Below are 25,551 nucleotides of genomic sequence, written 5' to 3' on the forward strand. Positions count from 1 at the left end.
GAGTCACACGTGCCCGCTGTATCGGCAGCAGGGGCCAAAGGATGAAGGGCGGTGACGGCGCATCGCTTCAGCGCCGGAACAGCAACACCTTGAGCCCCGCTTCTGCCTCGCTATCGGCAAATTCGCCAGGGTTTGCAAGCCGCTCGACGAACTGCAGCCCCGGTGCCTGCGTGGCCATGGCGTCCCGCAGGAAGTCCGCCGGCAGCGCAGGGTCGTTGAGGCACGCCAACACCTGGCCGTCGGCACTGAGCAAGCCTTCGAGCTTGCGCAGGACCTTGGGGTAGTCGCGGCTGAGAATGAAACTGCCACGCTGGAAGGACGGCGGGTCGACGATGATCAGGTCATACGGGCCCTGGCGGCTCACCTTCCCCCAGGACTTGAACAGGTCGTGGGGCAGAAAGCTGACCCGGCTCAGGTCATGGCCGTTGGCCCGGTGATTCTCGCGCCCACGGGCCAGCGCCGGGCTGGCCATGTCCAGGTTGACCACCGCCTGTGCGCCGCCGGCGATGGCCGCCACGGAAAAGGCACAGGTGTAGGCGAACAGGTTGAGCACCCGCTTGCCCTCGGCGTGCTCGCGAACCCAGCGCCGCCCCTCGCGCATGTCCAGGAAAAAACCACTGTTCTGGGCCCGGCCCGGCTCGATCCAATACGCCAGCCCCGCTTCATGGATGCGCCGCGGGCCGCTGGGCTCGCCGAACAGCCACAGCGCCGGGCTGCCCTCCAGGTAGCGCTGCTGCACCAGCAGGCCCTCGGCACCTGAGCTGGCCCACTGGGGGCTGGCGACCAACCCATTGAGAAGGGCCAGCAGCTGCCCGTAGGCCTCGTCGCCAAGGGGCTTGAACAGCGTCACTTGGAGCACGCCCTCGAGCCAGTCGATGGTCAGCTGCTCCAGGCCCGGCCAGCGCCTGCCGCGGCCGTGCAGCAGGCGCCGTGCTTCGTTGGGCGGGGCTGCAAGGGCTTCGTCGAGGCACTGCTGAACAAAGGCGAGGGCGGAGGCATCCATGGTCAATGGTTCGCTGGCTGAAAAAGGGCGCTGAGTGTATCCAACGCGCCACGCCCGCGGAAATAAATGGAACCCCAGGGCTACGCGCAGCGGTCTAGAGCGAAACGTATCGAACGAAGGGGACTCTTGACATGGCCAGCATGACCGTCGGCGATTTTCTGGTTGAACGGCTCTACCAATGGGGTGTGCGGCGCATCTTCGGCTACCCCGGAGACGGCATCAATGGCGTGTTCGGTGCCCTGGCGCGGGCCAAGGGCAAGATCGAATTCGTGCAGGCCCGGCATGAAGAAATGGCGGCCTTCATGGCCTGCGCGCACGCCAAATTCACCGGTGAGCTCGGGGTGTGCATCGCCACCTCGGGGCCAGGTGCCAGCCACTTGATCACTGGCCTGTACGACGCCCGCATGGACCACATGCCCGTGCTGGCCATCGCTGGCCAGCAGGCGCGCACCGCCCTGGGCGGCCATTACCAGCAGGAGCTGGATCTGGTGTCCATGTTCAAGGACGTCGCCGGGGCCTTCGTGCAGCAGGCCAGCGCGCCCTCCCAGGTGCGCCATCTGGTCGACCGCGCGGTGCGTACGGCAGTGGGCGAGCGCCGCGTCACCGCGTTGATCCTCCCCAACGACCTCCAGGAGGAGGCCTACAGCGAGCCCGCCCGCGCCCATGGCACCGTGCATTCTGGCGTGGGCTTCAGCCAGCCGCGGGTGGTGCCTTATGAGCGCGACCTGCAGCGCGCCGCCGACGTGCTCAACAGCGGCGAAAAGATCGCCATTCTGGTTGGCGCGGGTGCCCTTGGTGCGGCCGAGGAAGTCACCCAGATCGCCGAGCTGCTCGGCGCCGGCGTGGCCAAGGCCCTGCTAGGCAAGGCCGTGCTGCCAGACGATCTGCCCTGGGTCACCGGCTCCATCGGCCTGCTGGGCACGGAACCGAGCTACAAGCTGATGACCGAGTGCGACACCCTGCTGATGATCGGCTCCGGGTTCCCCTACTCGGAATTCCTGCCCAAGGAGGGCCAGGCCCGTGGGGTGCAGATCGACCTGGCCGCCGACATGCTCAGCCTGCGCTACCCCATGGACGTGAACCTGATGGGCGACGCCGCGGAGACGCTCACGGCGCTGTTGCCGCTGCTCATCGAGAAGGACCGCAGCGGCTGGCGCCAGCGCGTGGAAGGCTGGCACGCCGATTGGGACGAAACCCTGAGCAAGCGCGCCCTGGTGACCGCCGACCCGATCAACCCGCAACGGGTGGTGTATGAGTTGTCGCCGCGCTTGCCCGACGAGGCCATCATCACTTGCGATTCGGGCTCTTGCGCCAACTGGTATGCCCGCGACCTGAAAATCCGCAAGGGCATGCAGTGCTCGTTGTCCGGCGGGCTGGCGTCCATGGGGGCTGCGGTGCCTTACGCCATCGCTGCCAAATTCGCCTGGCCGGGCAAACCGGTGATTGCCCTGGTGGGCGACGGCGCCATGCAGATGAACAACATGGCCGAGTTGATCACCGTGGCCAAGTACTGGCGGCAATGGAGTGACAGCCGTTGGATCTGCGCGGTGTTCAATAACGAGGACCTTAACCAGGTCACCTGGGAACAGCGGGTGATGGAGGGCGATCCGAAGTTCGAAGCCTCGCAGAACATCCCGGACGTGCCGTACCACCGCTTCGCCGAGTCCATCGGCCTCAAGGGCATCTTCGTCAACAGCGACGAACAGGTCGCCGGTGCCTGGGAAGAGGCGTTGGCCAGTGATCGGCCGGTGGTCATCGAGTTCAAGACCGACCCCAACGTGCCGCCGCTGCCACCGCACATCAAGCTCGAGCAAGCGAGGAAGTTCGCATCGGCCTTGCTCAAGGGAGATCCAGACGAAGCTGGCATCCTGATGCAGACCGCGCGGCAGGTGCTGGGCGCGGTGCTGCCGGGGCACCGCAAGGAATAAACCCCAGTAGGCGCTGGCGAAGCCTGCGAACCCAGGCACTGTGTGCGGTTAGCAGGGTTCGCCAGCTTCTACATGGCGAACATTCCTATATGATGTGCGGCATCTTCCCCCTGTACAGACAAATTTCCTTGGCGACCGACTTCCCTACGCCCCCCGGCCTGCTGCGCCGGCCCCGCAATCTTGCCCAGGCCTTGGTCGACGATCTCTCCCGACGGATCGGCGAAGGCGTGCTAAAGCCTGGGGACAAGTTGCCCAGCGAAGTAGAGCTGATGGACACGGGCGGCGTCAGCCGTTCGGTGGTGCGTGAGGCGCTGTCGCGGCTGCAAGTGGCCGGGCTGGTGGAAACCCGGCGCGGCATCGGCACGTTCGTGCTCAATGCCTCCGGCAGTGCCAGCCCGCGGCTGGACCCTTCGACCATCGTCACCCTACAAGACGTGGTAGCCATCCTCGATGTGCGCATGAGCTTCGAGGTCGAGGCCGCGGGGATCGCCGCGCTGCGCCGCACCGATGCCCAGCTGGCGGCGCTCGGCGAGGCGCTGCAACGCTTCGAGCGCGCCAGCGACACCGGCAGCTCCCTGGTGGCGGACTTCCAATTCCACCTGCAGATCGCCAACGCCACCAATAATCGCTATTTTGTCGAAATCGTTACCCATTTTGGTACCAGCATGTTTCCGCGTGCCCGGTTGAACACCGTCGCCATCGCCCGCCTGGACCGCCAGCAGGCGCACAGCCGGCTGGTGGGCGAGCATGAGCACATCTATAACGCCATCGCCCGGCAGGATTACGACGCCGCCCGCGCGGCGATGCGGGTGCACCTGGCCAATAGCAGGGCGCGGGTGATCAAGTCCCACCCGCAACAGGACCGGCCCTAGCTGCCAGACTTCGAAGAGGAATAACGACCATGAGCCTCGAACCCAAGGTTGCGTTGGTCACCGGCGCTGGCAGTGGCATCGGTGAAGCGGTGGCCCAGGCGCTGTTGACGGCAGGCTATGCGGTGGTGCTCGCGGGCCGGCGGCTTGAGCCCTTGCAAGCGCTGGAGCAGCAGGCCCTGGCTGCCGGCCATGAGGCGCTGGCGATCGCCACCGACGTCAGCGACGAAGCCAGCGTGCAGGCGCTGTTCGCTGCCATCGAGCAGCGCTTTGGCCGCCTGGACCTGCTGTTCAACAACGCCGGGGTCGGCGCCCCTGCGGTACCGCCGGACGAACTGCCGCTGCAGGCCTGGCTGAACGTCATCAACACCAACGTCACCGGGGTTTACCTCTGCAGCCGCGCCGCTTTTGCACTCATGCGCAAACAGCAGCCGCAGGGCGGGCGGATCATCAACAATGGCTCTATTTCGGCGCATGTGCCGCGCCCGTTCAGCGCGCCCTACACCGCAAGCAAGCATGCGGTGCACGGGCTGACCAAGAGTTTCGCCCTCGATGGGCGGCCGTTCTCCATTGCCTGCGGCCAGATCGATATCGGCAATGCGCTGACCGAGCTGTCCCGGCGCATGACCCAAGGGGTGTTGCAGGCCAACGGCAGCACGGCCGTGGAACCGATGTGCGACGTGGCCGAAGTGGCCCAGGCCGTGCTGTATATGGCAAGCCTGCCGTTGACCAGCAACGTATTGAACATGACCGTGATGGCGACCACTATGCCGTTCGTTGGCCGGGGTTGAGCGGGTAAGGCAGCAGCGGAGCCGCCGTCGGGCGCCTGCCAACGTCTTGAGCTGGCGGCAGCACGTTTCCTGCATGTAAGATTCTCGCGTAGCGCAGTAATGGCCTCTTGCCATAACCTCGCTCCGCACAGGATGATGGACACCGTGGGTACAGCTTGGAGCATGCATGAGTTCGCAGGATTCGACGTTGCCAAGCCTTGCGCGTTTATTGGCTGACGCTCGGGCGCATGCCCGGGACCGCGCTTGGGCGTTTTACCGGGCCGGAGAGCAGCTGCAGCTCACAGGGCAGGGCGAAGCGCCCGCGGCCTGGCCACAGGCCATGGATGAGCGCCAGCTTCTGGCGTACTGCCAGGGCAAGCGTTTGCACTGCTGGGCCACTGGCCGTGGCGAAAACGCCCTGGGGTGGTTGCTGGCCAGCGAAAGCGATCGCGACAACCCGCACTTCAGTGACCTGGCCATGCGCCTGGGGCTACGCCTGCAGAGCGATGCGCTGATCCGCGCCCAGCACACCCAGCGGGTGCTGTACGACATCACCAACCTGGCCAGCACCATCCATGACCGCGCCACCTTCATGGTGGGCGTGCATCGCCAGCTGGCGGACCTGATCGACGCGGAAAACTTCTACCTGGCGCTGTACGATCACCGCTCCGGGCAAGTGACCTACCCCTATTACGTGGACACCACCGATGACGAAGCGGTAGAGGCCGACGCCAACGAATACCTTGACCCGCAGCGGCTGTCGCTGACCGGGCACGTGCTCACCTCCGGCCAGCCGATGCTGATCGACGCCGCCGGCATCGCCCAGGCCAGCAGGGAAAACCGTTTCCATTGCGTGGGCCACTGCCCGGAGTTCTGGATGGGCGCGCCGCTGAAGAATGCCTCAGACCAGGTGTTCGGCATGATCGCCATGCAGGTGTACGACGTGCAGCGGGTGTACAGCGAGGAGGACCGCGCGCTGTTCCTAGTGGTGGCGCGCCACGTGGCCATGGCGCTGGACCGCATTCTGCACCGGGCCCACTTGGAACGCACCGTGGCCGAACGTACCCGCGAGCTGTCCCAGCTCAACGATGCCCTGCGCCAGCAGGTGACCGAGCGCGAGCGCGCCGAGCACCTGCAGAACGCGCTGTTCCAGATCGCCGAGCTGTCCAGCCAGCAGGGCGACATGGCCGAGCTGTTCTCGCGCCTGCATGCGATCGTCGGCGAGCTGCTGTACGCCCGTAACTTCTATATCGCGCTGTATGAGCAGGCGCAGGACGAAGTGACCTTCCCCTATTACATCGACGAAGTGACGAGCATTCGCCCGGCGCCCAGGCGTGGCCGCCGTGGCCTGACCGAATACGTGATCCGCCAGCGCCGGCCCTGCCTGATCGACTTCGACGACGCCACCCGGCTGATGGAAGCCGGGGAGATCCAGAACAGTAACGACCCGGTGCGCTCGCAGTCTTGGCTGGGCATTCCGTTGTTCGACGACGAACAGGTACGCGGCGTGTTGGTGGTGCAGAGCTACGTGCCGCAGATCCGTTACACCCTGCGCGACCAGGAACTGCTGACGTTCGTGTCGCGCCATATAGACACCGCCCTGGCCCGGCGCAGCGCCGCCGAGGCGGTCCACGCCGCCAACCTCAAGCTGGAGGCGCGGGTGCAGGACCGTACCCGTGAGCTGGACTTGGCCAACGCCAAGCTGCAACACGAAAACGCCCACGACGCCCTGACCGGCCTGCCCAACCGCAGCCACTTGCAGTTCCGCCTCGAACAGGCGTGGCAGCAGTTCCGCGGCCAGGGCCGGCAATTGGTGGTGATGTTTCTCGACCTGGACCGCTTCAAGCTGATCAACGACAGCCGCGGCCATCACTTCGGCGACCTGCTGTTGATGGAAGCGGCGGCGCGCTTGCGCAGTTGCCTGCGCGATACAGACCTGCTGGCACGCCTGGGCGGTGACGAGTTCGCCGTGCTGGCTCCGGAGGCGCCGGTAGACATCGCCGTGGGCATTGCCGAGCGCATCCTCGCGGCCTTCGATCTGCCGTTCCACATCGATGGGCAGGCGGTGTTCTCGTCCTGCAGCATCGGTATCGTCAGCGCCGACGAGCAGTTCCACGAAGAGCCGGCGGACCTGCTGCGCGACGCCGACACGGCCATGTACCGGGTGAAGAACGGCGGGCGCGACAGCTACGCGGTGTTCAACCAGGAGCTGCGCCGGGAGTTCTCCGACCAGGTAGAGCGTGAAGGCGCGCTGCGCAACGCGATGAAGGGCAACGAGGAGCTGGTGCCGTACTTCCAGCCGATCATCGACATCGCCACCGGCCGCCTGGTTGCCTTGGAGGCGTTGATCCGCTGGCGCCAGCCGGATGGCCAGGTGCTGGCGCCAGGCGCCTTCCTGCCTGCCCTGGAAGGGCTGCGGCTGATCGGCCGGTTGGACCTGTACATGCTTCGTTGCGTGGCGACCATCCTGGCGCGCCCGGAAAACGGCCACTGGCCGCCGGTGCACGTGAACTGCTCCAGCTACAGCATCACCCGGCCGGAGTTCGCCGATGAAGTGCTCGAACTGCTCGAGGGCTACGGCGTAAACCCCGGGCGCATCTGCCTGGAGCTGACCGAAGGCGCGCTGGTGGCCGAGCCGGAGCTGGCCCGGCAGAGCATGCAGAAGCTCGCCGACCAAGGCATGTCCGTGGTGCTGGACGATTTCGGCGCGGGCTTTTCCTCGCTCAGCTACGTTCACCAGTTCCGCTTCACGGGGCTCAAGATCGACAAGTCGTTCATTCTCGAACTGACCTCCAGCGGCCGCAGCCGGGCGATCGTTCGCGCCATCGTCCGCATGGCCGAGTCCCTGGGGCTGTCGGTGGTCGCCGAGGGCGTGGAAGACGCCGCTTCGCTCAACCTGCTGCGCGAAATGGGGACGGGCCAGGCCCAGGGTTATCACTTCGCCAAGCCCATGGCGATCGAAGCGCTGCAACAAGGCTGGCTCTGAGCACGCCGCGGAACCCGGTGGCAGGCGCATTGCCCAAGGGCAATGGAGGGGACCGCGAATGCTTGAAGCCTTGATAGTGGTAATGACCGTGCTGGCAATGGAAGGGGTGTCGATCCTGGCCCACAAGTACGTGATGCACGGTTTCGGTTGGGCCTGGCACCGCTCGCACCATGAGCCGCGGCGCGGCTGGTTCGAGCTCAACGACCTCTATGCCCTGGTGTTCGCCGCGCTGGCGATCGCGCTGATCGCCGCTGGAACGGCCGGGGCCTACCCGCTGCAGTGGATCGGCGCCGGCATGACCCTCTACGGCGCGCTGTATTTCATCGCCCACGATGGCATGGTCCACCGCCGCTGGCCCCTGCGCTACCTGCCCCGGCGCGGCTATCTCAAACGCCTTTACCAGGCACACCGGCTGCACCACGCCGTCGGCGGCCGCGAGGGCTGCGTGTCGTTCGGGTTTCTTTATGCTCCGCCAGTGGCCAGGCTCAAGCGGCAACTGCGCCGGAACGAAAGCCGGCCCCCATCCGAGCGCCAATAGGCGCTGGCGCCAGCCCGCGAACCTTGGGCTTTGCCGGTTCGCAGGCTTCGCCCCGTTCCTGCACGTTCAGCCTGGCCCTTGCCATAGGCCCACGTCGCGAGGTCTATGGTTCGCCACGCGGGCTTGCCTTGCCAACAGCAACCCTCTGCCCAATAACCAGAGCTTTTCCGCTTTGCTGGTGCCCTGGCGCCGGTCCCAGGCCTTGGGGCCGGCGGCACAGACCTTGAGGCCGATCGCCCGGTACACCAGCAATGCCGTCGCCACTGCCCAGGCACAGCGTGGGGGCAGGTCGCCGATGCCGGCCCGGGCCGAGGCGTAGTAAGGCTCGGCGGCGTTCACCAGGCGGGCGGCCAGGGTGGCCAGGGCAGGGCGGTAGGCCGGTGCGGCGAGATCGTGTGCTGGCACCCCTAGCTCATGGAGCCAGGCTTGCGGCAAATAGCAGCGGCCTACCGCAGCGTCTTCGACGATATCCCGGGCTATGTTGGTGAGCTGGAACGCCAGCCCCAGGTCGCAGGCCCGTTGCAGGGTCGCGGGGGCGCTGGCGCCCATCACCCGGGCCATCATCAGGCCGACCACCCCGGCCACGTGGTAGCAATAGTCCAGGGTGTCTTCCAGCCGTTCATAGCGCCGGCCATGCACGTCCATGGCAAAGCCATCCAGGTGGGCAAAGGCGTGGCGCGCCTCGATGCCGTGCTCGTGGGCGACGTGCTGGAAAGCAGCGAAGGCGGGATCACGCATCGGCTCGCCGCGATACGCCGCCGCGGTCAGCTCGCGCAGCTCCGCCAGCCGCGCACTGGCCTGCTCGGTGGGCGGCGGGGCGCCTTCGTGGCCCAGCACCTGGCCGTCGATCACGTCGTCGCAGTGCCGGCACCAGGTGTACAGCAGCAAGGCGCTGCGGCGGGTGGCGGGGTCGAACAGGCGCGCGGCCGCGGCAAAGCTTTTCGAGCCCTGGCTCATGGTGCGCGCAGCGTGGTCGAGCAAGGGCTGGCTCATGGCTGGAAGTCCTCGAGCATCAGCCGGGCCGTCGCCTTCGCCGAGCCGATCACACCCGGCACGCCCGCGCCAGGATGCGTGCCGGCGCCCACCAGGTACAGGTTCGGGATGTCATCGTCGCGGTTGTGGGGGCGGAACCAGGCGCTCTGGCGCAGCAGCGGCTCCAGCGAAAAGGCCGAGCCAAGGTGGGCGCCGAGCTGATCGCGAAAGTCCGCCGGGGTGAAGATGCGGCTGGTCACCAGTTGGCTGCGCAGGCCGGGCAGGTAACGCTGTTCGAGGTAGCTGAAGATGCGCTCGCGCAGCCGCGGCCCTTCGACGTCCCAGTCCAGTGGGGCATTGCCCAGGTGGGGCACCGGGGCCAACACATAGTGGGTGCCGCAGCCGGGCGGCGCCAGGCTGGGATCGGTAGCGCAGGGCGCGTGCAGGTAGAGGGAGAAATCCTCGGCCAGCTGCGTGCCATGGAAAATATCCTGGACCAGCCCGCGATAGCGTGGCCCGAAGCACACGGTGTGGTGGGCGAGGCCCGGCTGCTGACGGTCCAGCCCGAAGTACAGCACGAACAGCGAATTGCTCGCGCGTTTGCCGGCCAGTGCCTTGCCGTGTCGCGCACCGCGGGGGTGGCCGGCGAGCAATTGCTTGTAGGTATTGACCACGTCGGCGTTGGACGCCACCGCCACGGCTGGGATCGCGCGACCGTCGGCCAGGCGTACGCCGCTGACGCGGCCGTCATGGGTGTCGATGGCGCTGACCTTGGCGTTGAGCTCCAGGCGCCCGCCCAGGTCCTGGAACAAGCGCACCAGCGCCTGCACCAGCGCGCCGGTACCGCCCCGTGGAAACCACACGCCCCATTCTCGCTCTAGGGCGTGGATCAACGTGTAAATGGACGACGCGGCAAAGGGGTTGCCTCCCACCAGCAGGGCGTGGAAGGAAAACGCCTGGCGCAGCCGCTCATCGCGGATGAATTTCGCCACCATGGCATAGACGCTGCGCCACGCCTGCAAGCGGGCCAGGCTAGGGCCCACCCGCAACATGTCGCGGAACGACAGGAAGGGCACGCTGCCGAGCTTGAGGTAACCCTCTTCGAACACTGCCCGGGAGTATTTCAGGAAACGCCGGTAACCCTCCACGTCCGCCGGATTGAAGCGGTGGATCGCCCGTTCCAGCGCCTCCTGGTCGTTGGCGTAGTCGAAGCGGCTACCGTCTTCCCAGCACAGCCGGTAGAACGGCGTCACCGGCAACAATTCGACGTAGTCTGCCATGCGCCGGCCGCTGATCTGGAACAGCTCCTCGATCGCGCTCGGGTCGGTGATCACCGTAGGGCCGGCGTCGAACACAAAGCCATCTTGCTCGTACACATAGGCGCGCCCGCCGGGCTTGTCCCGGGCCTCCAGGAGCAGGGTGGGGCGGCCAGCGGCTTGCAGGCGGATGGCCAAGGCGAGCCCGCCGAAGCCTGCGCCGGTGACCACGGTCAATGGGGTATCGGTCATGGTTCTTCCTGTGCCGGTGGGGCGTAATCGAGCATGGCCTTGAGCGCGGGCAGCACCGGCACCGGTGGCTTGCCCAGCAGCAGCCGGAGTTTGTCCGTAGCGCTGGGCGCCCCAGCGTAGAAACGCTGGATCAGCCCTGGCGGCAAGCGGTGGAAGCGCTCCAGCACTTTCCACCGCTGCGGCGGCGCGGCGGCTAGAAAAAGCATGCGGTTGAGCAGCCGGAAGTACCGTTGGTGTCGCCACAGCCCCAGGCGGTGGCGGTACAGCAGCACCTGCAAGGCATCGGCGCTGAGGTCCGTGGTGCTGGCCAGCAGGTCCGCCAGGCGTACCGCCTCAGGCAGTGAATAACCGGTCACGGGGTGGAACAGGCCGCCACGCAGGCCGCTTCGGGGTACGCCCTGGCCGTCGGCATAAAAGGCTTCGAAGCGCCCGGCCAGAATGATCGGCAGGCTGCCCTGTTCCTCGCGCAGGATGCGCTCGACCTGCCAGCCGTGCGCCTGGGCGTAGGCGTTGATCCGCTCACGCACCAGAAAAGGGTCCAGCGTGGGGCTTTCGCGGTAGTAGGTGTCTTCGATCAGCAGCCGGTCGGGCGCCAATGGCAGCACATACACGAAGCGATAGCCGTCGTGCTGGGCCACGGTGGCGTCCATCACGGTCGGCAGCGTCAAGCCGTGGGGCTGCGCCAGCTGCACCTCCTGGCCCAGGAAGGCTTGGTAGCCCAGGCGCAGGTGCTCGCTAGGCGCAAGGCCACGGCCATCGATCACCGCGCCGGCGTGCAGGGTTTCACCGCTGGCCAGTTGCACCGTGTCAGGCGTCAGCCGCTTGACCACGGCGTTGAGCATCAACTGCCGGCCCAGGGCTGCGGTCAGGGTGCGGGCGAAGTGCTCGCCGCTGATGCTGCAATAAGCACCGGCGAACGTGCGCCGCAAGTTGGGGAAACGCACCTCGTAACCTGGCCAGCGGTGGCTCACCAATGGCGCCAGCCATTGATGCTGAGCGGGGCTGAGGTCGCTTTCGTGAAACGACCATGTGTGGTTGGCCCCCATCGCCGCTGCCTGGTCGATCAACAGCACCGACAGCTCGGGGCGCCGCGCGCGCAAGTGCCAGGCCAGCAGCCCGTTGGCCAGGCCAGCCCCCACCAGAATCAAATCCCAGGTACGCCTCATGATGACGGCCCCACAGCCACCGCGCGGCCGCCTTGCAGCGCCTGCTCGATGATCAGCGCCGCCCGTTGGGCACCGCCCGCGGCTTGCAGCTGGTTCTCCAGCACGGCCAGGGGGCCGGCGAAACTGCCGTCGCCCAGCAGCGTCTCAAGGCGCTGGGCCAGGGTTTGCCAGCGGCTGCGGTGCCAGCTATGCAGGCCGATCCTGGCGTGCTGCACCCGAGCCGCTACACCGGGTTGGTCGAAGGCAATGGGCAGCGCGAGGATCGGGGTACCGGCGACCAGGGCGTCCATCACGGTATTGAGCCCGCCATGGCTGATCACCGCGTCGGCCTGGCGCAGCACTTGCGCTTGCGCGGCGAACCCGGTCACCCAGGTCGCGCCGGCCGCCTGCACGCCGCGGGCCTGGCGCTCGTTCAGGCCGCCGCAATGGGCGGCCAGCAACTGCACCCCGAGTGCCCGGCACGCCTTGGCAATGCGTTTGAACAGGCCATAGCGATGGCCTTGCAACGTGCCCAGGGAGGCGAATACGAAGGGCCGCCCGCGTTCCACCGGCCAGGTGGCGTCGTCAGCCAGTGGCCGCGCCGGGACGCGCAACGGGCCCACGTGATGAAAACAGGCGGGCAGTGCCTGGCGCGGAAACTCCAGGCCGGGCAGGGATTGGCTGACCTGCGCGAGCGTGGACAGGCACTCGTGCAGGCCGTGCCTTGGCGGCAGCCCGAAAGCCTGGGCACGGCGCGCTATCACGCGGCCATGGGGCGCCATCAAGGCATCGTAGATCCGCGCCGACGTGGCGTAGACCTTGCGCATGCGCGGGTCGTCTTCCCAGCCGAAGGGCATTACCGGCAAGGGTATGCCCGGCTCGCGGTTCACCGGCAGCGCGCAGGCCACCGACACGAACGGTAACCCCAGCGCTTCGGCGACCAAGCCACCGGCGGCTTCCATCTGGTCGCAGATCAGCCCGTCCACCTGCAGGGCAGTGAGGGCCTCGGGCAGCTCGGCGCAGAGCATCTCCGTGCTGGCGGCCATGTCCTGGATCACCCTTCGCACGGCTAGGCCAGCGGGCCGCGCCGCGTGGCGCAGGGTTTGCCCAAGGCTGCCGGGCGGGTGGCTATCGAGGCCTAGCGGGTGGAAGCCTATGCGGCTGTCGCGCAGCAGCGCGCCCGCCTCCAGCTGCTGGAAGAACGTGACCCGATGCCCGCGCTCCAGCAAGCGCGCGGCCAACGCCTGCAACGCCTGGAAGTGGCTGAACAGTGGCGGAGCGACGACGCCGAAATGGCTCACTGCGCGGGCGCCTCCTGAACCAGCGTGGCGTGGCGCAGCTGAGCGAGGTTGGCCGAGCCGGTACAGAAGCAGGCAATGCGCAGCTGGCGCAAAGCGACCTCGAAATGGGCGATGACCGCTTCGGGCGACTCAGTGGCGCTGCGCAGCACCGCAGCGGCCTGGCCCACCATGTCCGCCCCCAGCGCAATGGCCTTGGCCATGTCGATGCCGTTGCGGATGCCGCCAGAGGCGATCAGGGGCATCTGTGGCAAGCGCTGGCGCACCTCGCGCAGCGCCTGCGCGGTCGGAATGCCCCACTCACTGAAGGCCGCGGCGACCTCTCGCTCTGCCGCGTTGGTGGCACGTTCGGCCTCGACAGCGGCCCAGTGGGTGCCCCCCAGGCCCGCCACATCCAGGGCGGCAACGCCCGCGGCGGCAAGGCGCACGGCGACCTCGGCGCTCAACCCGCTGCCCACTTCCTTGATCACCACCGGCACCTGCAACTGGCGAACGGCCTCGGCGATGGCGTCGGCGACGCCCCGCCAGTCGCTGTCGCCACCGGGCTGAACGGCTTCCTGAAGCGGGTTGAGGTGAATGAACAACCCGTCCGCGTCGATCATGTCCACGGCGCGGCGGGCAAGGTCCAGGCCCGCCGGCGTGCGCAGCTGGGCGCCGCCCAGGTTGGCCAGCAGCAGAATATCCGGTGCGCGCTGGCGCAGCGCCCGGGTCAGGCCATGGTCGGCGCTGGTTTCCAGCGCCACTCGCTGCGAGCCGACCGCCATGGCCAACCCCAGCGCCTGGGCGGCGTCGGCCAGGTGGTGGTTGATCTCTCGGGCACGGCTGGCGCCCCCCGTCATCGAGCTGATCAACACTGGAGCCGACAGCGGCTTGCCGAGAAAGCGGGTGCTCAAGTCAATGGCGGCCAGGTCCAGCTCTGGCAGCGCGCAATGCACGAAGCGCCACTGCTCGAAACCTGTGCGGCCAAGGCTCCGCGCCCGGGCGGGATCGAGCACGATCGCCAGGTGATCGTTCTTACGGTCAAGCAGATCCACCTCATTCATCGCGGCTCCGGGAGTATTCCTGAGAATCCACTGTCAGTTGTGCAGGGTCGGCTACTTTGTAGAGGGTTGGTATAGCAACCGCGTGGTGTTAAGGCAGCGTTGGCGCCCAGGCGTTCCGTTGCGCATGCACACCAAGGCAATCCACTGGGCCGCCCCCAGGCCAGAGCTGTACGACCGGTACCCGCTCCAACAACATAGCCGAAAAGGATCCGACCGCATGACAGCCAAGCCTTTCGCCGTACTTGAAGATCGCCGCCGGTGTGATTGGGGGCCGTTGCGTCAGTCTGTGGAAGATCGCTTGCACGCACTGCTGCCCGAGCCCGGCGATCACCAACAGCTGCTGGAGCTGGCCATGCGCGAGAGCGCCCTGGCCCCCGGCAAGCGGGTGCGCCCGCTGTTGCTGTTGTTGGCGGCAGAAGGGCTGGGGGAAACCCGCCCGGGGGTGCTGGACATGGCCTGCGCGGTGGAGATGGTCCATGCCGCGTCCCTGGTGCTCGACGACCTGCCCTGCATGGACAACGCAACCCTCCGGCGCGGCTTGCCCGCGCTGCACCTGAGGGTTGGCCAGGACGTGGCGATCCTTGCCGCCATCGCCTTGCTCAGCCGGGCGTTCGGCCTGCTGGCCAGCGCGGATATCGAAGCCCCCCGCAAGGCGTTGCTGGGGGCGGAGCTGTCTCGGGCGGTCGGCAGCCAGGGGCTGGTCAGGGGGCAGTATGAAGACCTGCGCGAGGGCAGCCTGTCGCGCAGCCCCGAGGCGATTGCCCGCACTAACGAACTCAAGACGGCCGTATTGTTCGATGCCAGCCTGCAAATGGCGGCCATCGTAGCCGGCGCCCAACCCTGGGTCAGACAGGCGCTCGGCGCCTTCGCCCTAGACCTGGGCCAGGCGTTCCAATTGCTCGATGACCTGCATGACCAAGGCCCAGCCACCCCTGCGCTGGGTAAGGACGTCGGCAAGGATGCGGGGAAATCCACCTTGGTAGCGGTGCTGGGGCAGGGTGGGGTCAAGCATCGGCTACGTCAGCACCTGCGCAGTGCAGAACAACACTTGGCCAAGGTCTATCGGCCGCAGCAACCGATCCGGTTATTCGTCGCCGAGCTCTTTAGCCAGTTCAGCTGAATGACGGCGCTGTGCGCGCCTGTAGGCGGGCAGTGCCCGCGGCGTGAATAGATAAAAAAAGAGGCCCGCCGGGCGCAGAGCCCGGCGCATGGAAAGCGCCGGCAGGTGAACCGGCTGGATCAGTGCTCGTTCTTCTCAGGCGCGGGGGTGCCTGCCTGGATGCGCTTGAAAATCTCTTCGCGGTGAACCTGAACATCCTTAGGCGCGTCGATGCCGATGCGAACCTGCATTCCCTTCACGCCAAGGATGGTGATCTTGATATCGTCATTGATGACGATGCTTTCGCCGACCTTGCGGGTGAGTATCAGCATGTAATGCTCCTTGATTCCTTGCTAAATATCCGGTCTGTTAACGTGTAAACAAGACGTCCTACAAGTAGAGACGCGGGTTGGACAGTTTAATTCCGTATTTATCCTGCGCCAGTTTAAGAAAAGGACTACAAGACATAGGTGAAAAACGGACGCTAAGTATCTCCTGTAACACGCTTTGCGCCTAGCCAGCAGAGCGCTGAAAACCCTTAAAAACTTGATAACAATGCTAGGTTTTTGTGATCCCATTCGGCGCCGGAACAGGGCCCCGGCGCCAACCTCCAGGTTCAGGTTTTCTTCACGTAGGCGTCGGCCGCTTCCACGCCCGCGGCGCTGAGCTTGACCGGGTACACCAGCTTGCCTTCTTCCGGGCTGTGGATCAGGCCGCGCTCGCGCAGGTCCTTGATGCACAGTTCGACCTGTTCAGGGCCGTGGAAGTCATCGAGGATCTCTTTACCCAGCCCATTGGGATGAGCGTTACGCAAGCGGGTCAGTACAGCTTCTTCAAGTTGATTTTTCATCGGTAGGGTCCTCTTCAGGGTTGCCAGAAACTGCTGTCGCCGCTGAGCTTGCGGTCGAGGAACGTCGCCGCGCTGATCAGCGCCAGGTGGCTGAGCGCCTGGGGTGTGTTACCCAGGTGGCGCCCGTTACGGTCGAATTCCTCGGCGTACAACCCAAGCGGGTTGGCATAGCGCAACAGCTGTTCGAATTCCAAGTGAGCTTTTTCCAGCCGGCCGGCTCGCGCCAGGCACTCGACGTACCAGAACGAGCAGGCAGTGAACGCGCCTTCTTCGCCGCTCAAGCCATCGTTGCCGTCCTGGTTGCGGTAGCGATACACCATGCCGTCGCGCACCAGGTCGCGTTCGATCACCGCCAGGGTGGCCAGCCAGCGCGGGTCGGTGGCGCCGATAAAGCGGAACAGCGGCATCAGCAGCATCGCCGCGTCCACGTCCGTGCTGCCCAGGCGCTGCACGAAGTGCCCGGCTTCGTCGTCCCAGAAGTTCGTCCAGATATCCCGGTGGATCGCCTGGCGTGTTTCGTCCCAACGCTCGAACGGCGCCGGCAGCGAGCGCTTGTAGGCCAGGCGTATGGCCCGGTCCAGCGCTACCCAGCACATCAGCCGGGAGTGCAGGAAGTGCTGCGGTTGGCCGCGCATTTCCCAGATGCCCACATCGGTGTCCTGCCATTGCTCGCACAGGCGGTTGACCAGCACCTGGCAGTTTTCCCAGCCCTCGTGGGAGATCGCCTCGCCGTATTTGTTGGCCAGGTACACCGCGTCCAGCAGTTCGCCGAAGATATCCAGCTGCTTTTGCTCGTATGCCTGGTTGCCGATGCGCACGGGCCTGGAGCCCAGGTGGCCGGTCAGGTGGTCCAGGTTCTGTTCGGGAAACTCCTTCTCGCCAGCGATGCCGTACACGATGCGCAGCGGCGCCGGGTCTTTGCAGCACGAGCTGACCCTGGCGCGCACCCAGCGCATGAAGTCATTGGCTTCGTCGTTGAAGCCCAGGCGCATGAACGCATAGACGGTAAAGGACGCGTCGCGGATCCAGCAGTAGCGGTAGTCCCAGTTGCGTTCGCCGCCCGCGCGCTCAGGCAGGCCGAAGGTGCCGGCGGCGAGGATGCCGCCATGCTCGCGCGAGGTCAGCAGCTTGAGCACCAGGGCCGAGCGTTCCACGCTTTCTCGCCAGCGGCCGCGGTAGTTGTTCTTGCGCAGCCAGTGGCGCCAGAACGCAAGGGTCTCGGCCAGCAGGTGCGGGGCCAGGTCAGGCAGCACACGGGCATCGTCGGCATTGCCGAAGATGAACTCGGCGGTTTCCCCAGCTTGCAGCTCGAACTCGGCCACGGCGCTGTCTTCGTTCAGCCGCATGGGCACGGAAGCGCGCAAGCGCACCTCGGGTTGGCCTTCGGCGCTGAACACCACGCCCTGGTCGCTGCCTTGAAGGTGAGTGGCCGCGCGGTTGTAATCGTGGCGCACGCGGCAGCGCATGCGGATGGTCGCCTGGCCATGAGCGACGGTCACCCGCCGCACCAGCAGCGGTGGCAACCCGGCATCGGCCACCACGGGCATCAGGTCGATCACTTCCACCACTGCGTCGCGGCTCAGCCAGCGGGTTTGCAGCACGTTGCTGCCCGGAAGGTAGATCTGCAGCCGGCGCGCGTCCGGCAAGCGCGGAGCCAGTTCGAAAACACCCGCCGCTGGGGTGTCGAGCAAGGCGGTGAACAGCGACGGGCTGTCGAACTCCGGCCAGCACATGAAGTCGATGCTGCCGGTGTCTGCCACCAGCGCCAGTGCGCGCATGTTGCCGATGACCCCGTGGCGCTGGATAGGCACCTGGGCGGTTTTGCGGTCGTCATCCATTGTGGCGAAACTCCGGGTAAAGGCTCATGCCGCCGTCGATGAACAAGGTGGTGCCATGGACGTAGTCGGAGAGGTCCGAGGCCAGCCACACGATGGCGTTGGCCACATCGTCGGGCTCGCCCATGCGGCCGTAGGGGATCAGCCCGAGCAATTTGTCGGCACCCGCGCCCTCGGTGACGCTCCGGTTGATGGCGGTGCGGATGGCACCGGGAGCGATGCCGTTGACGCGGATGCGCTGTTCGCCCACCTCCTGGGCAATGGTGCGCATCAGCAGGTCGACGCCGCCCTTGGACGCCGCGTAGTTGGCATGCCCCGCCCAGGGAATCAGCTGGTGCACCGAGCTCATATGGATGATCTTGCCGTTGGCGCGCGACACCCACGGGCGAGGGCCCTGTCGGGCGAACTGGCGCAGCGCGGCGCGGGCACAGAGAAATTGCCCGGTAAGGTTGACGTCCAGCACCTTGCGCCAGTCGTCCAGGGTCATGTCGGCGATGGGCGCGTCTTTCTGCAGGCCGGAGTTGGCGACCAGGATATCCAGGGCGCCGAACGCATCCACCGTGGCGGCAAACAGTTTTTCGACCGCGGTCTCGTCGCTCACATCGCCACCGACCGCGATGGCCTGGCCACCAGCCTGGCGAATGGTCTCTACCAGCTGCTCGGCGGGCTCGGCGTGGCTGTTGTAGTTGACCACCACAGCGGCCCCAGCCGCTGCCAATGCCTTGGCAGCGGCATAACCGAGCCCGGAGCTGGCGCCGGTGACGAGCGCTACTTGTTTATCCAGCGAGATATGCATCGGTTCTTGCCTCGTGACGATCACTCCTTATGCGGACTGGCCGCACAGCCGATGAGTTCAGAGGAAACGTTTACCCCGATGCCGTTGCCTAATGCATGAACCATTCGGAGTAACCCGCATGAACAAGCAATCGAAGCGAGAAGACCTGGACCACCGCCCGGAAAACGCTGGCAAGGTCGGCGAAACCAACAAGCAGCTGAACCAGCAGGGCGAGGCCCAGCGCCCGGCCGACACCAAGAACCCCGGTAAAGGCCGCGCGCCGACCCAGTAGGGCCGAGCCCGCCCGTGGCGCCTGGCATCTGCACCTCGATGCGGCGGGTTCGCGGGCTTTCGCCCGCTCCTACCCGGAGCTAGAGCACTGCGTCCAACCCTGTGGGACCGGGCACCGCCCGGGAACTGGAGGCGCCACGGAACAAACCCGGCTGCATCCTCGGTTCGCGGGCTTTGCCCGCTCCTACAGCGAAGTTAGAAGGCCGTGCCGAACCCTGTGGGACCGGGCATCGCCCGGGAATTGGATGCCCCACGGGACAAACCCGGCTTCCCCCTCGGTTCGCGGGCTTTCGCCCGCTCCCACAGCGAAGCTAGAGCGCCGTGCCGAACCCTGTGGGACCGGGCGTCGCCCGGGAACTGGAGGCACCACGGAACAAACCCGGCTGCATCCTCGGTTCGCGGGCTTTCGCCCGCTCCTACAGCGAAGCTGGAAGGCCGCGCCGAACCCTGTGGGACCGGGCACCGCCCGGGAACAGGAGGCCCCACGGGACAAACCCGGCTGCACCCTCGGTTCGCAGGCTTCGCCCGCTCCTACAGCGAAGCTGGAAGGCCGTGCCGAACCCTGTGGGACCGGGCATCGCCCGGGAACTGGAGGCCCCCCGGAATAAACCCGGCTGCCCCCTCGGTTCGCAGGCTTCGCCAGCTCCTACAGTGGGCTTTCGCCAGCTCCTACAACGGGCTTTCGCCCGCTCCTACGGTGCCAGCAGCATCTGCGAACGCGGCGGCGACGGTGCCGGGGTCAACTCGCCCGGCGGGCATCTTCCTCGGCGAGCTCCAGCAGGTTTTCCAGGAACGTCGCCAGGGCTACTTCTTCCAGGCGTAGCCCCTTGCGTTGGCGAGGCTTGGGCAACGCCGCCAGTTCGCCCAGGGCGAACCGCTCCAGCACGGCAGGGTGGATATAGCACCGGCGGCACACCGCTGGAGTGTTGCCCAGCTGCCGCGCCACCTGCTTGACCATCTCTACGATATGCCGCTTGGCTTCAGGCTCCGGCTGCCAGTGCAGTTCGCGCAGCATCGCCAAGGCCAGGGCGCTGCCTGCCCAGGTGCGGTAATCCTTTGCAGTGAAGTCGCTGCCATGCAGGCTACGCAGGTATTCGTTGACGTCGTGGGAGCTCACGTGGTGACGCTCGCCGTCTTCGTCCAGGTACTGGAACAGGTGCTGCCCGGGCAGGTCCATGCAGCGCTTGATGATCCGCGCCAGGCGCTTGTCCTTCAGGCTTACCTGATGTTCCACGCCACTCTTGCCGCGGAACTGGAAAGCGATCGCGCTCCCCTTCACCTCCACGTGCTCGTTGAGCAGGGTGGTCAGCCCGTAGGACTGGTTGTCCCGGGCATATTGGCTGTTGCCAACACGGATCAAGGTCGCGTCCAGCAGGGAAATCACTGCGGCCATCACCTTGTTGCGCGACAACCCCGGCGTTGCCAGGTGTTCTTCGAGCTGGCGGCGCACGCGCGGCAGGCTTTTTCCGAAGGCGAGCATCCGGGCGTATTTGTTTTCGTCGCGCAGTTCGCGCCAACGCGCGTGATAGCGGTACTGCTTGCGGCCCCGTGCGTCTCGCCCGGTGGCCTGCAAATGCCCGCGGGGGTCGGGGCAGATCCATACATCCTGGTACGCCGGCGGGATCGCCAAGGCGTTGATCCGATGGATCTCGTCCGGGTCTTTGATGCGCTCGCCCCCCGGGCTGAAGTAAGCGAACTTGCCCCTGAGCTTGCGCCGGCGAATGCCGGGCTGGCTGTCATCCACGTAGTGAAGGTCAGGGGGCAGGGCGGGTACGGCAATATCCGACATGGTGTTCAACGTCCTTCAGGGCCTGAGGAGTGGACCGCAACCAAGCGGCTATTGCTCCCTGACGGAACTCTTCCACCTTTCCTACAAACACGTCGGACGGGTCCTACAGATTCCTTGGGCGGAACGCCGAATAATCCGCACACCCCGTCAGGAGCCAGGCGGGGCAATAGCCAAGGAGGTGTCAATGTACCGGGCGATGATCGTCGATGATCACCCTTTTATACGCGCCAGCGTGGCCCTGCTATTGCGCCAGGACGGCGTGGCGCTGGTGGGCGAGGCCGACAACGGTCGACACGCCTTGCAGCTCGCCCGGGAAGTGGCGCCCGATCTCGCCATTGTCGATATCTCCATGCCCCTGCTCGACGGCCTGACCGTCATGCAGCGCTTTCGCAGCCTGCGCTTGCCCACGCGGGTGCTGGTGCTCAGTTCGCTGCCAGCGGAGTTCTACTCGCTGCGCTGCATGAAGGCCGGCGCCTGTGGCTTCGTCGCCAAGAACAACGAACTCGCCGAGCTGCGCAAGGCGGTCAGCGCCGTGCGTGCCGGGTATAGCTACTTCCCGGACGTGACCTTCAGCAGCGTGTGCCGTCGCGACGCGCTGCGCTCGGAGCGCGAATGCCTTGCGGAGCTCAGCGACCGGGAAATCCTCGTGTTGCACCACCTGGCCCGGGGCTACACCAACCGCCTGATAGGCGAACACCTGGCGTTGAGCGCCAAGACCGTCAGCAGTTACAAGTACCGGTTGATGGAAAAACTCGGCGTGCCTTCGGTGGTGGCCCTGGCGGAAATCGCCCGCAGGCACCAGCTGTGCTGAGGCGCCAGTGGCGCCTCGGCCGGCGCGTAATTTTTCTTCTGGTGGCATTTGTGGGCGGGCTGGCGGCCCCCTCGGCGGCGGCCGATGCGCCACAACTGCATCCCCGGGTCGCCTCCATCGCAGGGCGTGGCCCGAGCCTGGCCCTACCCGACGAAGACCGCCAGTGGCTATGGCAACGGCGCACCCTGAGGGTAGGGGTATCGCGGCCAGACGCGCCGCCGTTCGACGTGCTAGGCAACGGCCAGCACTACGAGGGCATCAGCGCCGAATACGTGCAACTGCTCTCGCAGCTGCTGCACCTGGACGTGCAGATCGTCGCGTTCGCCGGCCGGGAGGCGGCGCTGGCGGCACTGCGCGCAGGCGACATCGACCTGCTGACCGGGGCCAATGGGGAGGAGGTCGGGCTGGCAGGGCTGGTGCGCAGCCTGCCCTATGCGGCCGACGAGCCCGTATTGGTCAAACGCGCGGATCGTCCGGCGGATGGCCGCGGGCGGGGCGAGGCCCTGGAAGTGGAACGGGGTTACGCCAGCATGGCCAGCGCCGGCGAACTCGCCCCCGGTTACACGCTTCGGGCCACGCCTTCGCTGCTCACGGGGTTGGCCGCGGTAGCGCTTGGCCAGGCAGACGCGTTGCTGGGCAACGCCCGTTCGGTCGCCGCGCAGCTGGGGCAAAGCCCGTTGTCTGGCCGCGAACAAGTACGCTTTTTGACGCCGCGGCCGGCGGGCATGGCGTTCCTGCTGCGTGCCAACGACAGCCGCCTGCTCGGGCTGGTCAACGCAGGCCTCGCGGCCGCCACACGAAGCTGGCGTGAGCAGGTCGACGAAACCTGGAGCCGTGGCGCGGTCAGGCTCAGCGAAGTGGCGCCGGTTGTGCTCCAGCCCGAAGAGCGGGGCTGGATGGCCGCGCATCCCAAGGTGCGGGTGGGCTACCTGCGCGAATTCGCCCCGCTCAGCTTCGAGAGCGAAAAGGGGGTGTTCCGCGGGCTCGCGGCAGACCTGCTCGGGCGTATCGGCCAGCGTACGGGGCTGGCGTTCGAGCCTGTGGCCCTGGATTCGCATGCCGCGCTGCTCCGCGCGCTCGAGCACGGCGAAGTGGACCTGGCGGCGGCCATGGCTTCCACCGCCGGGGCACAAGCGGGGCTGCGGCTGAGCAGGGCCTGGCTGAGTGCCGTGCCGGTGTTGGTGGCAGGCGGCGCGGCGGCACCTGCGGCCGCGCTGGATGACGCGGCGGGCCAGGTGATAGTGGTGCCAGCCTCGCTGGGATTGACCGCCACCCTGGCGCAACGCTGGCCCGTGATCCAATGGCAAGAGCGCGCAACGGCCCGCGAAGCCGTCGACCAAGTGACCGGGCAGGGCGCTGTCGGCGCCGTGCTCCCCTATGTGCAGGCCCGGGCGATGCTGGCGGGCTCGCCGGGGCAGGCCCTGCGCATCGCTGGCGCGCTACCGCTCGCGCCGCGCCGCTATGCGTTCGCGGCGCAACCGGGGCAGCAGCCGCTGCTGGCGATTCTGGACCAGGCGCTGCTCAGCTTCGATCCCGCCAGCCTCGACGACATGGCTCGGCGGTGGCGTAGCGAGGTTCACGTGGAGCCGCAATGGCCGACCCAGGCACGCTGGCTGGTGCCGGCATTCGGCGTGGCGGGGGCAATGCTGTTGCTTGCGGTGGTCTGGATCCGCGTGCTCCGCCGCCAGGTGCGACGGCGACGGGCGGCCGAACATGCGCTAACCGATCAACTGGAGTTCATGCGGGTGATGATCGACGGCACCCCGCACCCGGTATACGTGCGTGATCGGGGCGGCCGCTTGCTCAATTGCAATGCGAGCTACCTGAGCGCGCTCGGCGTGGAGCGCGAAGCGGTGATCAGCCAGAAGGTCACGCGCATCCCGCTGGTGAATGAGCAGGCCAGGGAGTACGAAGCGCTGTATCGAAAGGTCATCGCCGATGGCCAGCCTATCGTCGAAGATCGCCAGCTGCGTTTGCGCAACGGCCGGTACCTTACGGTCTTTCACTGGATGCTGCCGTTTCGGGCCAGCAACGGCAGCATCGTCGGGCTCATCGGTGGCTGGATCGACATCACCGAGCGCCAACGCCTCTACGACGCCCTGCAAACGGCCAAGGAAGCAGCAGACGCGGCCAATCGCGCCAAGTCCCGTTTTCTCGCCACGGCCAGCCACGAGATTCGCACCCCGATGAACGCCGTGCTCGGCATGCTCGAGCTGGCCCTGCGCAAGGCGGCCAAGGGTGAGCTGGACACGCTGGCGTTGCAGGTGGCGTCCGAGTCGGCCAGCGGGCTGCTGGAGCTGCTCAGCGACATTCTCGATATCAGCCGGATCGAATCGGGGCACCTGGCCTTGAACCCGAAGCCGGTGGACATCCACGCGCTGGCCACGCAAGTGGTCCAGCTGTACCAGGCCAAGGCACGGGAAAAGGGCCTGCGGCTGGAGCTCGCCCTTGGCGCGGGTACCGATGGCGGGGTGCTGCTCGACCCGCTGCGCTTCCAGCAGATACTGGGCAACCTGCTGAGCAACGCAATCAAGTTCACCCGCGAAGGTGGCGTGACGGTAAGCCTGGATGGCGAGGTCGAGGGCAATGAGCTGGCGCTGCGCCTGGTGGTCCAAGACACCGGCATCGGCATCCCCCAAGGGGACCTGGGGCGGTTGTGCCAGCCCTACCAACAGGCCGGCAACCACCAGGTGTCTGGGCGGGCGGGCGCAGGGCTGGGCCTGTCGATCAGCCAGCACCTGTGCCGCATCATGGGCGGCAGCCTGGAGCTGAGCAGCCGCGAGGGCGAGGGCAGCCGCGTGCAAGCACGTCTGCGCCTGCCCACGTGCGAACTGACCACCCCGGCGCTGTGCCCCGGGGCCGCGCCCACGGCCCAGGCGCCCATCAGCGTGCTGGTGGTGGACGATCACGAGCCCAATCGAGTGCTCCTGGCGCAACAGCTCAGTTACCTGGGCCATCAGGTGACGGTCGCGGTGGACGGCGCCCATGGGTTGCGCGAATGGTGTGGCCGGGGCGGCTTCGACGCCGTGATCTGCGACTGCGAGATGCCCGGGCTCGATGGCTACGACCTGGCCCGGGCGATCCGCCTGGAGGAGCAGCGCAAGGGCTTGGCGCCATGCCGCTTGCTCGCCTGCACCGCCGACGCCAGCGGTGGCCAGCGCGAGCGCTCGCGTGAAGCGGGCATGGACGAATGCCTGACCAAACCCCTGGGCCTGGAAGCACTGGCGGCGGCTTTGGTGCCGACCACACCGCCGGTGCCGCGGTCAAACGCCGCCGCTGGCGCTCCCCATTCCCCGGCGCCTGAAGCCTTGCTCGGCCTCGCCGGTGGTTGCGTAACGTCGGCGCGACGGCTGCGCGACAGCCTGGTGGAGGCATTGGCGCAGGATTATCAACGCTTGTGCGGCTTGTGCGCCGGATCGCCAGAGGTCGATGACGTGGTCCACCGCATTAAAGGCGGAGCGAGGATCGTCGGCGCCACGTTGTTGGTGGAAGGTTGCGAAGCGGTCGAAAGGGGAGAAAGCAGCCTGCCGGCCTTGCTAGCGCAAATCGAGTGCTTGCAACGGCAACTGCGCGGGATGCGGTTCAGCCCAGCGTCAGCAACCGGGCCCGAGGGCCCTGGTCGGTCGGCTCCAGCAACGCGACCGAAACCGGCAGCTTGAACCGCCGCGGCCCGGCGCTGCCGGGGTTGACGAACAGCACGCCCCCTCGGGTTTCGATTGCGGGCTTATGCGAGTGGCCGGTGATCACCACGTTGACTTTAGCGGGGAGTGACGCTGGCACGTCGGCCATTTCGTGGGTGAGGTAGAGGGTGAGCGGGCCGGCGTGGACCACCAGCTCATCCGGCAGGGCGTCGGCCCACGCCAGGCCTCGGTCATTGTTCCCACGCACCACGCTCAGCGGTGCCAGCGCCCTTAGCTGGTCGAGAATGCTCGGCTTGCCGATGTCGCCGGCGTGCACCAAGTGATCGCAGCCTGCCAGGGCGTGCAAGGCCTCGGGGCGCAGCAACCCATGGGTATCGGCGATCAGCCCTATTTTCATCTG

Annotated in this window: 21 protein-coding genes; 9 read left to right on the forward strand and 12 right to left on the reverse strand. The window is 66.7% G+C overall.

Features of this window, described 5'->3' with window-relative positions:
* Window positions 1-67: 67 nt before the first annotated feature.
* Window positions 68-1,003 carry a class I SAM-dependent methyltransferase gene (locus tag OGL93_RS14335; RefSeq protein WP_263263394.1) on the reverse strand — a complete coding sequence of 312 codons (936 nt, stop codon included), beginning with the start codon at window positions 1,001-1,003 and terminating at the stop codon, window positions 68-70.
* Between the two features lie 131 nt (window positions 1,004-1,134).
* Between OGL93_RS14335 and OGL93_RS14340 the strand changes: the two genes are divergently transcribed.
* The 5 genes from OGL93_RS14340 (at window position 1,135) to OGL93_RS14360 (ending at window position 8,094) form a co-directional block, all read left to right on the forward strand.
* Entirely contained in the window at window positions 1,135-2,931 is a 1,797-nt protein-coding gene (locus OGL93_RS14340) for a thiamine pyrophosphate-requiring protein (protein WP_263263395.1), read from the forward strand.
* A 128-nt stretch (window positions 2,932-3,059) separates the two neighbouring features.
* A complete protein-coding gene (locus OGL93_RS14345; protein WP_263263396.1) occupies window positions 3,060-3,803 on the forward strand; it encodes a FadR/GntR family transcriptional regulator in 744 nt (247 codons plus the stop codon).
* Window positions 3,804-3,832: 29 nt separating this feature from the next.
* Entirely contained in the window at window positions 3,833-4,591 is a 759-nt protein-coding gene (locus OGL93_RS14350; protein ID WP_263263397.1) for an SDR family oxidoreductase, read from the forward strand.
* A 166-nt stretch (window positions 4,592-4,757) separates the two neighbouring features.
* Window positions 4,758-7,556: an EAL domain-containing protein gene (locus OGL93_RS14355; protein ID WP_263263398.1), complete on the forward strand. Its 2,799-nt coding sequence runs from the start codon at window positions 4,758-4,760 to the stop codon at window positions 7,554-7,556.
* Between the two features lie 58 nt (window positions 7,557-7,614).
* Entirely contained in the window at window positions 7,615-8,094 is a 480-nt protein-coding gene (locus OGL93_RS14360) for a sterol desaturase family protein (protein ID WP_263263399.1), read from the forward strand.
* 66 nt (window positions 8,095-8,160) lie between these two features.
* Here OGL93_RS14360 and crtB read toward each other — a convergent pair whose 3' ends face one another.
* Genes crtB through fni form a run of 5 tightly spaced genes read right to left on the reverse strand, consistent with a single transcriptional unit; the run spans window position 8,161 to window position 14,060 of the window.
* On the reverse strand, window positions 8,161-9,087 hold the full coding sequence (gene crtB, locus OGL93_RS14365) for a 15-cis-phytoene synthase CrtB (protein ID WP_263263400.1): 927 nt from the start codon (window positions 9,085-9,087) through the stop codon (window positions 8,161-8,163).
* Window positions 9,084-10,574 carry a phytoene desaturase gene (locus OGL93_RS14370; RefSeq protein WP_263263401.1) on the reverse strand — a complete coding sequence of 497 codons (1,491 nt, stop codon included), beginning with the start codon at window positions 10,572-10,574 and terminating at the stop codon, window positions 9,084-9,086. Before OGL93_RS14370 ends, crtB begins: the two co-directional genes overlap by 4 nt.
* A complete protein-coding gene (crtY, locus tag OGL93_RS14375; protein ID WP_263263402.1) occupies window positions 10,571-11,740 on the reverse strand; it encodes a lycopene beta-cyclase CrtY in 1,170 nt (389 codons plus the stop codon). The genes OGL93_RS14370 and crtY overlap by 4 nt, the downstream gene beginning before the upstream one ends.
* Entirely contained in the window at window positions 11,737-13,020 is a 1,284-nt protein-coding gene (locus tag OGL93_RS14380; protein ID WP_263263403.1) for a glycosyltransferase, read from the reverse strand. The genes crtY and OGL93_RS14380 overlap by 4 nt, the downstream gene beginning before the upstream one ends.
* Window positions 13,017-14,060, reverse strand: a complete 1,044-nt coding sequence (gene fni / locus OGL93_RS14385; RefSeq protein WP_263263404.1) for a type 2 isopentenyl-diphosphate Delta-isomerase — start codon at window positions 14,058-14,060, stop codon at window positions 13,017-13,019. Before fni ends, OGL93_RS14380 begins: the two co-directional genes overlap by 4 nt.
* A 217-nt stretch (window positions 14,061-14,277) precedes the next feature.
* Here fni and OGL93_RS14390 point away from each other — a divergent pair, with 217 nt between their 5' ends.
* Window positions 14,278-15,180, forward strand: a complete 903-nt coding sequence (locus tag OGL93_RS14390; protein WP_263263405.1) for a polyprenyl synthetase family protein — start codon at window positions 14,278-14,280, stop codon at window positions 15,178-15,180.
* A gap of 119 nt (window positions 15,181-15,299) precedes the next feature.
* On the opposite strand, the gene csrA is transcribed toward OGL93_RS14390, so the two are convergent.
* The 4 genes from csrA to OGL93_RS14410 all read right to left on the reverse strand — a co-directional run bounded on the left by csrA (window position 15,300) and on the right by OGL93_RS14410 (window position 18,640).
* Complete coding sequence (gene csrA / locus OGL93_RS14395) at window positions 15,300-15,491, reverse strand: carbon storage regulator CsrA (RefSeq protein ID WP_263263406.1); 192 nt, start codon at window positions 15,489-15,491, stop codon at window positions 15,300-15,302.
* Window positions 15,492-15,775: 284 nt separating this feature from the next.
* Complete coding sequence (locus OGL93_RS14400) at window positions 15,776-16,009, reverse strand: hypothetical protein (RefSeq protein WP_263263407.1); 234 nt, start codon at window positions 16,007-16,009, stop codon at window positions 15,776-15,778.
* A 14-nt stretch (window positions 16,010-16,023) separates the two neighbouring features.
* Complete coding sequence (locus OGL93_RS14405; protein WP_263263408.1) at window positions 16,024-17,847, reverse strand: glycoside hydrolase family 15 protein; 1,824 nt, start codon at window positions 17,845-17,847, stop codon at window positions 16,024-16,026.
* Window positions 17,840-18,640, reverse strand: coding sequence for a glucose 1-dehydrogenase (locus OGL93_RS14410; RefSeq protein ID WP_263263409.1), 801 nt, complete (start codon window positions 18,638-18,640; stop codon window positions 17,840-17,842). The genes OGL93_RS14405 and OGL93_RS14410 overlap by 8 nt, the downstream gene beginning before the upstream one ends.
* Before the next feature lie 118 nt (window positions 18,641-18,758).
* On the opposite strand from OGL93_RS14410, the gene OGL93_RS14415 reads away from it, so the two are divergent.
* The gene (locus OGL93_RS14415; RefSeq protein WP_263263410.1) at window positions 18,759-18,911 is read left to right on the forward strand and encodes a hypothetical protein; all 153 of its coding nucleotides are present in this window, start codon (window positions 18,759-18,761) and stop codon (window positions 18,909-18,911) included.
* A 738-nt stretch (window positions 18,912-19,649) separates the two neighbouring features.
* Here OGL93_RS14415 and OGL93_RS14420 read toward each other — a convergent pair.
* The gene (locus OGL93_RS14420) at window positions 19,650-20,699 is read right to left on the reverse strand and encodes a DNA topoisomerase IB (protein ID WP_263263411.1); all 1,050 of its coding nucleotides are present in this window, start codon (window positions 20,697-20,699) and stop codon (window positions 19,650-19,652) included.
* A 184-nt stretch (window positions 20,700-20,883) separates the two neighbouring features.
* Here OGL93_RS14420 and OGL93_RS14425 point away from each other — a divergent pair, with 184 nt between their 5' ends.
* Window positions 20,884-21,510 (forward strand): response regulator transcription factor, encoded by a 627-nt coding sequence (locus tag OGL93_RS14425; RefSeq protein ID WP_263263412.1) that lies wholly within the window; start codon window positions 20,884-20,886, stop codon window positions 21,508-21,510.
* A gap of 50 nt (window positions 21,511-21,560) precedes the next feature.
* Complete coding sequence (locus tag OGL93_RS14430) at window positions 21,561-25,169, forward strand: transporter substrate-binding domain-containing protein (RefSeq protein ID WP_263263413.1); 3,609 nt, start codon at window positions 21,561-21,563, stop codon at window positions 25,167-25,169.
* Here OGL93_RS14430 and OGL93_RS14435 read toward each other — a convergent pair.
* Window positions 25,093-25,548 (reverse strand): metallophosphoesterase family protein, encoded by a 456-nt coding sequence (locus tag OGL93_RS14435; protein WP_263263414.1) that lies wholly within the window; start codon window positions 25,546-25,548, stop codon window positions 25,093-25,095. The two genes, OGL93_RS14430 and OGL93_RS14435, sit on opposite strands and share 77 nt — an antisense overlap.
* Window positions 25,549-25,551: the final 3 nt, after the last annotated feature.

The sequence above is a fragment of the Pseudomonas sp. RIT-PI-S genome, assembly GCF_025642975.1.
In the GTDB taxonomy this organism is placed as follows: Bacteria; Pseudomonadota; Gammaproteobacteria; order Pseudomonadales; family Pseudomonadaceae; genus Aquipseudomonas.